This is a genomic window from Bacillus bruguierae (genome assembly GCF_037104725.1).
In the GTDB taxonomy this organism is placed as follows: Bacteria; Bacillota; Bacilli; order Bacillales; family Bacillaceae_G; genus Bacillus_A; species Bacillus_A bruguierae.
On sequence record NZ_JBAWSX010000010.1, the window covers coordinates 127,922 to 140,377 of the forward strand.

Annotated in this window: 13 protein-coding genes and 1 pseudogene; 5 read left to right on the forward strand and 9 right to left on the reverse strand. The window is 33.3% G+C overall.

Annotated features, from left to right (window positions below; translation table 11 throughout):
- Window positions 1-20: 20 nt before the first annotated feature.
- Window positions 21-566, reverse strand: a complete 546-nt coding sequence (locus WAZ07_RS16865; protein WP_336473390.1) for a hypothetical protein — start codon at window positions 564-566, stop codon at window positions 21-23.
- A gap of 368 nt (window positions 567-934) precedes the next feature.
- Between WAZ07_RS16865 and WAZ07_RS16870 the strand changes: the two genes are divergently transcribed.
- Both WAZ07_RS16870 and WAZ07_RS16875 read left to right on the forward strand, forming a co-directional pair.
- Window positions 935-1,099, forward strand: coding sequence for a hypothetical protein (locus tag WAZ07_RS16870; protein ID WP_336473391.1), 165 nt, complete (start codon window positions 935-937; stop codon window positions 1,097-1,099).
- 56 nt (window positions 1,100-1,155) lie between these two features.
- Window positions 1,156-1,754: pseudogene (locus tag WAZ07_RS16875) on the forward strand (catalase); the annotation flags it as partial.
- Window positions 1,755-1,902: 148 nt separating this feature from the next.
- Here the strand turns inward: WAZ07_RS16875 and WAZ07_RS16880 are convergent.
- From WAZ07_RS16880 to WAZ07_RS16890, 3 genes are all read right to left on the reverse strand, one after another.
- The gene (locus WAZ07_RS16880) at window positions 1,903-3,102 is read right to left on the reverse strand and encodes an iron-containing alcohol dehydrogenase (protein WP_336473446.1); all 1,200 of its coding nucleotides are present in this window, start codon (window positions 3,100-3,102) and stop codon (window positions 1,903-1,905) included.
- A gap of 247 nt (window positions 3,103-3,349) precedes the next feature.
- On the reverse strand, window positions 3,350-4,363 hold the full coding sequence (locus WAZ07_RS16885) for a phosphotransferase (RefSeq protein WP_336473392.1): 1,014 nt from the start codon (window positions 4,361-4,363) through the stop codon (window positions 3,350-3,352).
- A 369-nt stretch (window positions 4,364-4,732) separates the two neighbouring features.
- A complete protein-coding gene (locus tag WAZ07_RS16890; RefSeq protein ID WP_336473393.1) occupies window positions 4,733-5,719 on the reverse strand; it encodes an NAD(P)-dependent alcohol dehydrogenase in 987 nt (328 codons plus the stop codon).
- 546 nt (window positions 5,720-6,265) lie between these two features.
- On the opposite strand from WAZ07_RS16890, the gene WAZ07_RS16895 reads away from it, so the two are divergent.
- The 3 genes from WAZ07_RS16895 to WAZ07_RS16905 all read left to right on the forward strand — a co-directional run bounded on the left by WAZ07_RS16895 (window position 6,266) and on the right by WAZ07_RS16905 (window position 8,058).
- Entirely contained in the window at window positions 6,266-6,646 is a 381-nt protein-coding gene (locus WAZ07_RS16895) for a VOC family protein (RefSeq protein ID WP_336473394.1), read from the forward strand.
- 147 nt (window positions 6,647-6,793) lie between these two features.
- The gene (locus WAZ07_RS16900) at window positions 6,794-7,888 is read left to right on the forward strand and encodes a Rap family tetratricopeptide repeat protein (RefSeq protein ID WP_336473395.1); all 1,095 of its coding nucleotides are present in this window, start codon (window positions 6,794-6,796) and stop codon (window positions 7,886-7,888) included.
- Entirely contained in the window at window positions 7,888-8,058 is a 171-nt protein-coding gene (locus tag WAZ07_RS16905) for a hypothetical protein (RefSeq protein ID WP_336473396.1), read from the forward strand. The genes WAZ07_RS16900 and WAZ07_RS16905 overlap by 1 nt, the downstream gene beginning before the upstream one ends.
- A gap of 133 nt (window positions 8,059-8,191) precedes the next feature.
- Here the strand turns inward: WAZ07_RS16905 and nadE are convergent, their stop codons facing one another.
- From nadE to WAZ07_RS16930, 5 genes are all read right to left on the reverse strand, one after another.
- Complete coding sequence (nadE, locus tag WAZ07_RS16910; protein ID WP_336473397.1) at window positions 8,192-9,013, reverse strand: ammonia-dependent NAD(+) synthetase; 822 nt, start codon at window positions 9,011-9,013, stop codon at window positions 8,192-8,194.
- Window positions 9,014-9,062: 49 nt separating this feature from the next.
- Window positions 9,063-9,734 (reverse strand): nicotinate-nucleotide adenylyltransferase, encoded by a 672-nt coding sequence (gene nadD, locus WAZ07_RS16915; protein WP_396549893.1) that lies wholly within the window; start codon window positions 9,732-9,734, stop codon window positions 9,063-9,065.
- Between the two features lie 29 nt (window positions 9,735-9,763).
- Window positions 9,764-11,233, reverse strand: a complete 1,470-nt coding sequence (locus WAZ07_RS16920; RefSeq protein WP_336473399.1) for a nicotinate phosphoribosyltransferase — start codon at window positions 11,231-11,233, stop codon at window positions 9,764-9,766.
- Between the two features lie 92 nt (window positions 11,234-11,325).
- Window positions 11,326-12,102 (reverse strand): NUDIX hydrolase, encoded by a 777-nt coding sequence (locus WAZ07_RS16925; protein WP_336473400.1) that lies wholly within the window; start codon window positions 12,100-12,102, stop codon window positions 11,326-11,328.
- Between the two features lie 189 nt (window positions 12,103-12,291).
- Window positions 12,292-12,417, reverse strand: a complete 126-nt coding sequence (locus WAZ07_RS16930; protein ID WP_336473401.1) for a hypothetical protein — start codon at window positions 12,415-12,417, stop codon at window positions 12,292-12,294.
- Window positions 12,418-12,456 lie beyond the last annotated feature (39 nt).

Here is a 12,456-nt window from a genome sequence, read left to right on the forward strand (position 1 = left end):
TGTGAATTTATTACTACCCCTTATTGTATACTACTGTCTACCTTTTTCATTATCTCGTGCGCTTCGTTTATCTTACTGGAAGCCTGTGAAAGCATATTATTAGCGGTCTTAAACATACCTTTGTCTACACTAGGTAAACTTGGGTCTGCATTATCCAAAGTTCCTTGGCACTCATTCGTACCTTGTCTTGCTAAATCCATTGCTTCCATCATTACCTTATGCGACTCTTTAAACTTACTTGGTGGTCTTAACTCAGCTACCTTGTTTGCTGTCACGATAAACATTTCTGCTTCTTTCCTATACTCTTTTGCTACTTCACTTATCGGTTTGCTCCGGTCATTTATAATACTATTTAACTTAAGTGACCGTTCAGAAATGTCTTTCATACCTAAAGCTAATTCTTGCTTGTACTCTTCAGCGGAGAGTTCTGTTACTTCTTTCTTGTCTGATTTTGTTTCTACTTTCGACTCAACTTTCTTATCTGTTGTCTTGTTGTCCGAACAACCAACTACCCCACTTAGTAATGCGATTGGTAATGCAAGTGCTACTAATTTCTTTACTTTCATTTTATATACCCCTTTGTTGTTTTTATGAAATGTAAGATTATTATACTATCGTAACAAATTAATTGGTTTACCTTTATCATATTATGTCGAAAAATAAAATAAAAAAGAGAGCATCGCTACTTCCTCTTTCAATATCAGCCCAGTTCAGATATGCTATTTTCTGTTTATTAGGAATAAAGAATTGGATTTCTTTTTGAATTTCATGCCGGTGCTCTACCATTAAGTTTAGAGGTATTTCAAAATTGTTGTTCTTTATGTACTTAGCAAAGAATCAATAAAATAAGAGAATGGTAAAATAAATGAAAAATTAAATATAATAACGCCTCTAACATGGGCATACTACACTTATTCTAACTAGGAGGTGCTCCATGAAAAATCAATCGAACGACTCTCATCGCACTGGAGATGAGAGATTCAACACAGCTGGACCTACTACTGACGAAGCAACTACGGGTTATGTTCGTGCGAAAGATACTTCTCAGTCCAAAGGGAAATCTAGCAGCGAATTATCAATTAAAAAAGATATTCTATAGTTAATAATGAATTTTTTAGTGGATGTTCTAGAAAGATTTATTCAAAAAGCATGGTAAATTACGCTGGTAAAGATTTATACGATGCGATTTCGGGTGATAAACTGGTGGAATATGGCTTATATGTCCAGCTCATGGACCCAAAGGATGAAGCAAATCTTTCTTATGATCCTTTAGACGACACAAAAATATGGGATGAAAAAGATTATCCTCTAATACCAGTAGGCAAAATGGTCTTAAATAAAAATCCTGATAATTATATGGAACAAGTAGAAAAAGTCTCCTTCTCCCCTTCTAATTTATTAGACGGCGCAGAATTATCTGATGATAAAATACTGCAAGGCCGTACGAATATTTATAGTGATTCTCAAAGAAGAAGAATTGGAGCTGAATTTCGTAAATTACCGGTCAACCAACAGCAAAATTGGATACCAGCTAATCAAATTACAAGTGGTGATGGAAGATATGTTGAAGGCAAACTAGAAAGAACTTCTATAACAAGGCAAAACGATCTTGGGCAGGCTGGTGAATTCTATACGAGGTTAACTCAAATAGAAAAAGAACATCTTGTCGAAAATTTAGCTAGTGATTTGAAAGTTATATCTGAAAAGTATCATCTGACTTAGCAAAGAGAATTGAGATTGAAATGAAAAAGTGATAAGAAGATTAAAAAACGTCATTTTTACGATTAAAATGACGTTTTTTGTATAAAATTTATTAATTTCCACCTTGTTCTTAATAACCGTATACTTTCACAAATACTACAATTGTTGCATTGAAATAAAAATAGTTTAAGAGCAACTTTCTTATTCTTTTATCATTTGGTAAAGCCAAACCATGTCTTCTTTTGAAAAAATTTGGGGAACGGGATAGAGCGGATTCGCCTCTTTTAAAGCCTGATTTACCATAGCAGGAATATCTTTATCAAGAATGCAGCTGACCTTTTTAGGTATACTCATGTCTTCATTGAGTTTTTTTATTGCTTCTATAAACTTTTTTGATTTTTGCTCATCGGTGTCAGATGAGTTACTGATCCCAATTAAATCTGCCAGTTCAGCTAAAGGTTTATATACTGATTTCCCATAATACTCCAAAACATAAGGCAAGATTATAGCATTAGCTAATCCATGAGGAGCGGAATAAAATCCTCCTAATGTATGCGCAATAGCATGAACATTTCCAACATATGCACGAGTAAACGCTAGACCAGCTAAATATGATGCTTTCTGCATGTTTTTGCGTGCATGAATATTTGAACCATTTATATAGGATTCATAAAGGTTATTAAATATCAATTGAACTGCCTCTCTACTGTTCTGTTTTGTTTCTTCTGTATTACTTTTTCCGATGTATGCCTCAACTGCATGTGTCAAAGCGTCCATTCCAGTCGTTGATGTTATATGGGGAGGTAGTTTAACTGTAAGCATCGGATCCAGTACGGCTAACTGCGGGATGAGTGCATGATCGTTAATTGCATACTTTTCATGTGTCTCACTATTAGATACGACAGCAGCAACTGTAGCCTCACTTCCTGTACCTGATGTTGTAGGGATCACGAATAAGGGTGGAATCTTTTTTCTGACCTTTAAAACCCCTTTCATGTCAGGAATACTTTTTTTCGGTCTAGCAACACGCGCCCCGACCCCTTTTGCACAATCAATCGGTGATCCACCGCCAAATGCAATGATACCTTTACACTTACTTACGTGGTAAAGAGATAGTGCGTCTTCAATATTATAAATTGTAGGGTTTGGAACGGTTTTATCATAAATAAAATATTTTACTCCTGCTTCTTTTAGTTGTTTAAGAAATTCATCTAATAATCCAATTGACGTAATACCCTTGTCTGTCACTATTAACACCCTATCAATATTGATACTATTTAAGTGAATTGGAAGTTTACTTAAGCTATTTTCTCCAGTTAATAATTGAGGTTCACGCCAAGGTAAAAAGTAGGAAACCAACTTAAACGTGTTTTGATATAATCTACAATACAACTTGTACATATTAAGACCTACCTTTCCTTTTTGGTAAGTATTAAGATACATAGCTATAAATATAGTAGTAAGAAGACCAAAAATACTACTTTTATACTTTGAGTTTTCTATAAAATGAATGTCTTTTTTACTACTTACATATATACGATACTGTTTTTCTTTATCAATAAACTTAGGTTTATAGTTTTGAGCGTTTAGCACTTCTTTTAAAAAATTCCATAAAAAGATAAGTCCCCTTTAGTTGAATAAACTTAGTCTACAACTCATTATTTAACCAATTCAATAATTTAAGAATTGTATCTGCATAGTGCCTAATCTCATTTATTGTTTCTGTCGCTTGGATAGTTCCCATCTGCTGTTCTTCTTCGTCTGTACATTCAATCCATAAAGAACGTTTTAAATTGTATTCAAGCCACCCTAATTTTCCTGAAAAACCATTTGCTAATACTACTGTCCAGTCTGCTTGCAGTTCACCATATCTCTTTTTATATCCGCTTATAAAAGAGAAGAATCTTTGTTTATCAATGTCCCCTTTTTCATTTTTAGACCAATAGATTGCTGTTTCAATTAAGTCTTGCATTGGATTTATATAACCAGCTGATTCCCAATCAATAAGAACGGGATTGTATTGGTTCCACATAACATTCTTAGAATCTAAATCCCTATGGCTAATAACCATATTTGATGAAAGAGATTCAGATGCGCGAATTGCATTTAAATTCCATTTGCTAAGGTTATCGAGATTTTCAAGGAGTAACTTAACCCATTCTGAACGATTTTCTTTACCTTTTTGCAAATAATAATTCCAATTAGTAGGTTGTCCGTTATCAAATCCATCATTTGTTATACTTAACTCCGAAAAATCAGCTTTATGTATTGCTGCAAGAATTGTACCTATTTTTTCGCAATGAATATTATTGATTTCATAAGGTTTCAGACTTTCACCTTCTATCCAATCAAACACAAGATAAAACTGATTGTCTACTTTTTGTAAAACATCTCCATTAAGTTTTTTTGCTGGAAGAGTTGGAATGTTATTAGACAAGAAATTGGCTATTTTTTCTGAGTTGATATAGTTTCGCATTGCCGTTGGTCTAAGCATTATTTGAGGATTTAAAAGTTTTACGGCATACTTTCCTTTCGTGGTTTCAACAGCATACATTCTATGTAAAAGCCCACCAGAAATGGATTCGGGGGCATTCAATAATTCACCAAGTTGAGATGTTTGACACAAATCCTTAAATTCCGATTTATATTGTAAATCACCCATTTTCGCACCTCCCCTTTAACTTTTTACGAAAAGTCTTCTTATGTTCATATAATCCAAATCCGTTAACTTAGTTTTACTTAGCATACATGGCATCTTAATATACTTACGTGTAATTTCGACAAAGAAAAAGTAGTTCCCTTTGCTAATCATTTAATTTTAATAAAACAATAAAAATTAAACTTAAAATACATAAAAATAGAGTAAAAACATCTGTTTATGTATTTTATTTTTCTAAATTGTTGGATGGTCTAAAAACACATATAAAAGTAGATAAAAAAGCAAGAGCAATTCGCTCTGCTTTTTTATTGTTATATCAATGTTTTTTATGGAATTAAAGGTTTAAATTACATGTGTAAATCTCATACTTCATCAGGACTTATTGTTATGTTCCACATTTATGACGACATTTCCCTTCTTGTGTCCTTTTTCGACATATTTATGAGCTTCCACAATCTCTTCAAATGCATAGTACCTGTCAATGACTGCTTTTATCTTCCCCGTCTCGACAAGTTCTTTAAGGAAATTTAATGCTTCGGAAGTTTCAGGTGAATTTTGACTTAATATTAATTTCTTGCTGCTTGTCAATTTAGTCCATAGCATTCGAACGCTTGGCAACGGTTCAACAACATTTATATAGGTACCGTCCTTCTTTAGCAATTTGTTACAATCTGAAAATGAACTCTTGTTTACTGCTTCAAAGATAATATCATAAGTCTCGTCTGTACGAGAAAAATCCTTTGCTGTGTAATCAATTACCTTGTCGGCTCCCAGAGATTTTACCAATTCTAAATTCGTGGAACTGCATACCCCTGTAACTTTTGCTCCGAAATACTTGGAAATCTGTACTGCATAAGTTCCTACACTCCCTGAAGCGCCATAGACAAGGACCTTTTGACCACTCTGAATGTTAGCTTTTCTAAGATAAAACAAAGCTGTGCGTGCTCCAATTGGAATGGCAGCAGCTTCCTCATAGGTTATATTGGAGGGTTTAATAGATACTGGTCCATCTTCAGGTAGACAAATATATTCAGCATAAGAACCAAAACTCGCTTGGGTAGCTGCAAAGATCTGGTCGCCTTCCTTAAACCGTTTGACATCTTTCCCTACTGACTCCACTTCACCAGCTAATTCCATCCCCAGTATAGATTTTTTAGGTTGTCTAATTCCAAGTGTTATTCGAGCAGGCAACCAAACAGAGAGAGGAACTGTAAAACTCCGTGACCGAATATCCCCTGCTGTTACGGTTGTCGTTTTTATTTTTACTAGTATTTCATTTCCCCTAGGAGCCGGTTTTTCTATTTCTTTTAGTTGAAGAACGTCAGGGGGACCGTACTTTGTATACACAATTGCTTTCATTTATCTTCCTCCAATTGTTCTATTTATTAATATCATACGAAAAATATGAATAAATAGAACAATGGTTCATTCTTCAATAACTGGTCTTAAACTACCCTGCTCTGTCAATTAAAAAACGGATTATGTAAATACATTTTTCTCCTCAACAAAATGATCTTTATATAGAGTTGGTACCGTTTAATAAACATTTAAGCGTGCACAATGTTTTGCATTTTCTACAAATCCACGTTCTCATAACTCCCTACCACTCCCAAATTAGTATGATTAATTATAAAATTCTAAAGAATAAATTATAGACTTATTATTCTGAAATATATATAATTATATTTGGAACATACAAAAAAACTCTCTTTTCTCAAAAGAGAGTTTTTTGTATGTTCATATTTAACAAGTTTATAATAGCCTTTAACTATCCTGAACAATACATTAAATAAACTTATTATGAAATCCCAACAAAGCCAGCAGCCACTTTATTGATATTGAATTTTATATTCCATTCTTTTATAAGAGAATCAAAATAAGACTATGAATTGAAAGGTGAAGATAATGAAAATTGAACATATAGCTATTTGGGTAAATGATTTAGAAGTAATGCGCACATTTTATACCAAATATTTTAAAGGTAAAGCTAATAACTTATATCGTAATGAAACAAAACAATTTGAATCTTATTTTATTACATTTGAAACAGGGGCACGTATAGAAATTATGCGAAAGAAAGGAGTAAAGAATAAACCTAAAAATGAAATTACTGGATATGCTCATTTCGCTTTTTCTGTCGGAAGCAAAGATAACGTTAATCGATTAACGGAAACATTAAGAAAAGCTGGCTATCCTATATTAAGTGAACCTCGCTTTACTGGTGATGGATACTATGAAAGCGTAGTAAGTGATCCAGAAGGCAATCAGATTGAAATAACAATCTAAAGTTCACAACATGCTTCTTACGAAAAAATAACAAATTTTCTCCTTTCTTTAAATCAATAGTATTTTATTGAGAAATATTTTTCTTAATCCCTAAATATTGTGAAATTTGATACAATTATATAAAAATATATTAGGGGGGGTTATGCCATGGAGACTACAACAGTTACGTTAGAACAAATTACTTCTTTACTAAATAATTGGTACGATGCAATTCGTAGTCAAAATACAGTTCTTGCACTTAAAATTAGAAATGATGTAAACAAGAAAATTGATAGGATTGAGGAAAATCAGAACATTCTACTATACTACTTTTTACTAGAATTTAGATATAAATTACTTACAAATGATTATAAAGAATCAAATACTTTGTTAGAAAAAATTAATAGCTTCGAAAAACCAACCGATGATTCTTTAACATATTACTATCATTTCTTTAAAGCAATACATGCTACTGAGATTGGTAAATTTAAAGAAGCTAACGAATACTTTAGCAATGCTAAAGAGTTATTAAAAACTATACCTGACGAAGCTGAAAGAGCTGAATTTCACTACAAAGCTGCAGCATACTACTATCAAGTTCGTCAACCACTTGTCGCTATTAATTATGCAACAAAAGCTAAAAATTATTATGAAAACTCAATAGGATATGAGGTTAATATTGCTGGTTGTACAAATATTTTAGGACTTACATGTACTTCTTTAGCTCAATATGAATCAGCTGAAGAATATTTCATAAATGCTTTAGATATTGCTAATAAAAAGAAAAGTACACTACTTGCTCTAAAAATTAGACATAATTTAGGTTTCTTATATGCTGAGCAAAACTTATCTGAAGCTGCTATTAGAAATTTATCTGCTTCCATTGAAGATCCTGAAACTGACTATAAATGTACCTTCCTATTAGCAAGAGAACATTTTAAATTAGGTCACACTGAAGAAACAAATAAATTTATTGAAAAAGGATTGGAAATTTGTAACCGTTTACAAGTAATTGAATATAAACATCACTTTTCCATCCTTCACGCATTAAATACAGAAGAACCAACTAATACATTTGAAACAATAATTAAAGAAGGAATTCAATACTTTGAGCAAGAAGATTTATTAGGGTTCGTGCATGACTACTCTAAACAATTGGCTCTAAAGTTTTATGCTTCTAATCAACCTGATAAAGCAAGTCAATATTTTTATAAGTCACACGAAGCAGAACAAAAACTACACGATAAGGAGGCTTTAAAATAATGAAAAAATTAGCTAAATTTTTTGGAATTACATTTGGGTTAACTTTACTACTAACAGGAATTATTGGGTATACTCCTTCAAACACATTACAAGCGGAACATGGTAAAACATTCCTGGAACAATCAAATGATCCTCAGGATGTGCTAAGAGAACATGGTAAAACGTTTTGATTTAAGTTACAAAATGAAAAGACCTTTAAAAAATAAAAAGAATGCACATATAAGACATGCCTTATATGTGCATTCTTTAATTGATTTGTTATTGAACTAATCTGTCACCGCTAATTAGAGAATATGATGTATATTACTTCCACCAAGCATCAAACATAGTTGTAGGAAGTTGTCGTTTATGTTCTGTAGCTAAATATCGTTTTTCGATTGCTTCTGCTACTTCTTTTGACACTTTCTTACCTTCTAAATAATCATCTAGCTCTTCATAAGAAATTCCTAGCTCGGTTTCATCTGCTTGTTGTGGTTTATTATCTAATAAATCAGCTGTTGGAACTTTTAAATACAACCTTTCAGAAGCGTCTAAAGCTTTCAATAGTTCTCTTCCTTGTCTTTTTGTTAATCCAGATAACGGAAGAATGTCAGCACCACCATCGCCATATTTCGTAAAGAAGCCTGTTACAGCTTCTGCTGCGTGGTCTGTCCCGATTACAAGAAGGCCATTTTGTCCACCTACCGCATATTGCGTAATCATTCGAACCCTGGCTTTCACATTTCCTTTATTGAAATCTGTAAGTTGCTCTTTTGCATCTTTTTTATATTGCTCTGCAAAAGCGTCAACTGTCGTTTTGATATCAAATGCAAATTCTTCGTCTGCTCGAATAAATTGTAATGCCGCTTGTGCATCATCTTCATCTTTTTGAACGCCGTAAGGTAGGCGAATGGCCACGAATTTTACATTTTGTCCTTCGGCTCTCAGTTCTTCTACTGCTAGTTGAGCAAGTCTTCCAGCTAATGTTGAATCTTGCCCACCGCTAATTCCTAAAACGAAGCCTTTTGCTCCTGTTTTAAGTGCGTACTCCTTTAAAAAATTTACTCTTTTACGAATTTCTTGAATAGGATCAATTATTGCTGATACATGTAAATCCGACATGATTTTTTGTTGTAAAGTTGTCATTTCAAAACATTCCCTTTCAGTTTTTAAAGTTTTATATGCAATGTAATCCTTATGATTGATACAAACCTTTTTCCTTGATGTAATAGTAGCAGCTATCCGGGAGAAGGTAACGTGGTTCGCCGCCTTTAGAAAATTCTTCGCGTATATATGTAGAACTAATTTCCATAGCTAATCCTTTATCAATTAATTGAAATCTACCATCATCATAATTGCGCAGGAGAGCGGATCGACTAATCGTTTGGAGCATATCGATACCATTGCGAGCCATAACGATGAAATTATTTTCACTTATCAATTCTTCGGCCATCTTCCATTTTCCATCAGCGATATCTACTAAAAGGTCTGCACCCATGATAAAGAACAATTCTGCTTCTTTTAATATAGATCTAAAATGCTTCATTGTATAGTATGTATAATGTTTTCCTGGTAATACGTTTAATTCATGGGTGTCCAGAACGAACTTGGGATTATCCTGTATGGCTAAACTAATCATCTTAGCGCGGTGATCACCTGTCGTTTGTATTTTCTTATCAATACGCTTGTTTGTAGAAGGTAAAAAGATAATATAATCTAGCTTTTTACGATGTGCCACAGTTGAAGCAGTCCACAAATGAACATTTGTGATTGGGTCAAATGATGAACCATATATTCCAATTCGTCGCCCTTTTTTTAATAGTCCGCTAATATCTTTTTCTGGATTCAATTCTTGAAGGTACTCCATGCTTTTAGTTGATTTGATTTCATTTTTTTTCATTTTTTAATCATCTCCGCAACTTTTTGTTTTACTTCCTCAATATGTTTCATTTTGTTGTCCCAACACTTTTGACTAAGGTCTAAAGGATATTCTTCTGGATTTAATCCGCGTTTATATTCATCCCAAAGTAAATCTAAGTTGTCTTTTGTGAATTGCTGGATTTCTTGCAGTGATGCAGATTGATATACACACTCGCCTTCTATGAAAATATCGTGATGCAGCTCTTTAGCCTCAAAGTTCGTTACAAATTTACTAATAAAAGTATGCATTGGATGAAACATTTTTAATCGATCTTCTTCAGCTGGATTTTCCGTCTCTAACGCGATATAATCTCCTTCTGATTTTTTGTTTGTCGTATTAATAATACGGTACACTTTCTTAAGACCTGGAGTAGTTACTTTTTCTGGATTGGAGCTGATTTTAATTGTATCTACCATTTCACCGTTTATATCTTCGATGGAAACAAGCTTATAAACAGCTCCTAGAGCAGGAGAATCAAATGCTGTAATTAATTTTGTTCCAATTCCCCAAATATCAATTTTCGCTCCTTGTGATTTTAAATGAGTGATCGTTTTTTCGTCTAAATCATTGGATGCAATAATTTTTGTTTCTGTAAAACCTGCTTCATCTAACATTTTTCTCGCTTCTTTAGATAAGTAAGCTAAATCTCCGCTATCTAGTCGAATTCCCTTAAAATTAATTTGATCGCCAAGTTCTTTGGCCACTTTAATAGCATTAGGCACCCCTGATTTTAATGTATCGTAAGTATCTACTAGAAATACGCAATCCTTATGTCTACGAGCGTATTTATGAAAAGCGGTATATTCATCGCGATATGCTTGAACCATTGCGTGTGCGTGTGTACCAACTACAGGAATGCCAAACAGTTTTCCGGCACGTACATTAGATGTAGCGTCAAATCCTCCGATATATGCAGCCCTTGTGCCCCAAATTGCTGCATCCATTTCGTGAGAGCGACGAGTTCCAAATTCCATTGCAGTTTGTTCTCCTACTACTTGTTTCATTCGCGAAGCTTTTGTTGCAATTAATGTTTGGTAATTTACAATGTTTAGAATAGCTGTTTCAATGAGTTGAGCCTCTACTAAAGGTGCTTCAATTCGAAGCATCGGCTCATTCCCAAAGACTAATTCACCTTCTTTCATCGAACGGACAGTTCCAGTAAACTTTATACCTTTTAAAAACTCCAAGAAATCCTCTTGATACCCTAATTCATCGCGAAGATATGCAATATCACTTTCAGTAAAACGGAAATTTTTTAAGTAATTTATAATTCTTTCTAAACCAGCGAAAACAGCATACCCGTTTCCGAATGGAAGTTTTCGAAAGAATACTTCAAATACTGCTTTACGATTATGCATATGATCTTCCCAGTACGTTTCCGCCATATTAATTTGATAAAGGTCAGTATGTAGTGTTAGGCTATCGTCTGTATATGTATTATTCATTATAATTCCCTCCAATTATTTAAAATATATTGTATGTATACATCTATAATATTTAACAATTAACAAATTGTTAAATATTAATTTTAAAAAAATTAGTATCTAGCTGTGTATATTGGTTGCACTATATCCATCTCTATAAAACGATATAATTGTGCGGATTTTTTCGATGTTCGCTGAGTCGTTTGGCCCGTAATTTCTTGAATGAACGGCAAAGTTTTTATTTTTCTCGCAAATGCCTGCCCACTCTTAATTGCTGGATCTTCAGTAACAGTCAATAATACGGCTTGTAGCTCAGAGTATGTGAAACTCTTTGGTAAGAAGTTTTTTGCTACAATTGTTTGAAGTAAATCCATTGTAATAACTTTAATTGCGTCTCTTATGATCTGATTATGATCAAAAGCTAAGTCTAATTTTAGTACTTCTTCAATTGAAAATAATGCAACTTCTGCAGCATCATCATTAGCTTGACGTTTTTCTAAATAATACTCTGGTACAATTGCATAATGTGCATTAGAAATAATCCAACCTCGTGGATCACGGCCAGGTTTATCATACACGCCATAATGTTTAATATGTATACCTTCTACACCTGTTTCTTCTTCTAGCTCTCGCTTTGCTGCTTCAAACGCCGTTTCATCATCCTGTACAAAGCCGCCAGGTAACGCCCATTTCCCGGCTTCAATATTAGGTTTTCCTTCTGAATTGGTCAATGCCCGTTTTATCAGCATTAATTTCAAAGCCATAACAGGAGGCTTATGTTCTTCTTTTTCCTCAGTTACAATAGTAAATACTGCAATATCTGATGTATAGCCATCCGGTGTCTTATATTTTTTAACATCATATTGTTGTAAAGCTTCTTGGTTTGACATTTAGCTCCCTCCTAAACGGTTAGTATTTTTCTTTACGTATTTCTCTTCTCTTAATAATTAACAATTGGTTAATTATTAATTCGATTATGCACGAATTATTTTTATTTGTCCATAGAAATTTTTAAAAATCCCCATATGGCTTAGTTTAAATTTTACACCGTTTGTTTTTATATAATGGATGATTTGAATTTACAATATTTCTTTTTCTTTTTCTTCTGTATTCCAATCTGTAAAGATGCTAGTTACGGCGTCAACTGCAACTTCAACTACGAATTCACATAGGCCAGCTACCACTTCTTCAATCACTTCATACATATTCACCCACTCCTCTTTTGATTAAATTTATCTTTAGTA

Bases quoted from the DNA above. Each gene is read 5' to 3' on its own strand.
- WAZ07_RS16865 (WP_336473390.1), bottom strand. From the start codon at position 566: ATGAAAGTAAAGAAATTAGTAGCACTTGCATTACCAATCGCATTACTA.
- WAZ07_RS16870 (WP_336473391.1), top strand. From the start codon at position 935: ATGAAAAATCAATCGAACGACTCTCATCGCACTGGAGATGAGAGATTC.
- WAZ07_RS16880 (WP_336473446.1), bottom strand. From the start codon at position 3,102: ATGTACAAGTTGTATTGTAGATTATATCAAAACACGTTTAAGTTGGTT.
- WAZ07_RS16885 (WP_336473392.1), bottom strand. From the start codon at position 4,363: ATGGGTGATTTACAATATAAATCGGAATTTAAGGATTTGTGTCAAACA.
- WAZ07_RS16890 (WP_336473393.1), bottom strand. From the start codon at position 5,719: ATGAAAGCAATTGTGTATACAAAGTACGGTCCCCCTGACGTTCTTCAA.
- WAZ07_RS16895 (WP_336473394.1), top strand. From the start codon at position 6,266: ATGAAAATTGAACATATAGCTATTTGGGTAAATGATTTAGAAGTAATG.
- WAZ07_RS16900 (WP_336473395.1), top strand. From the start codon at position 6,794: ATGGAGACTACAACAGTTACGTTAGAACAAATTACTTCTTTACTAAAT.
- WAZ07_RS16905 (WP_336473396.1), top strand. From the start codon at position 7,888: ATGAAAAAATTAGCTAAATTTTTTGGAATTACATTTGGGTTAACTTTA.
- nadE (WP_336473397.1), bottom strand. From the start codon at position 9,013: ATGACAACTTTACAACAAAAAATCATGTCGGATTTACATGTATCAGCA.
- nadD (WP_396549893.1), bottom strand. From the start codon at position 9,734: ATGGAGTACCTTCAAGAATTGAATCCAGAAAAAGATATTAGCGGACTA.
- WAZ07_RS16920 (WP_336473399.1), bottom strand. From the start codon at position 11,233: ATGAATAATACATATACAGACGATAGCCTAACACTACATACTGACCTT.
- WAZ07_RS16925 (WP_336473400.1), bottom strand. From the start codon at position 12,102: ATGTCAAACCAAGAAGCTTTACAACAATATGATGTTAAAAAATATAAG.
- WAZ07_RS16930 (WP_336473401.1), bottom strand. From the start codon at position 12,417: ATGTATGAAGTGATTGAAGAAGTGGTAGCTGGCCTATGTGAATTCGTA.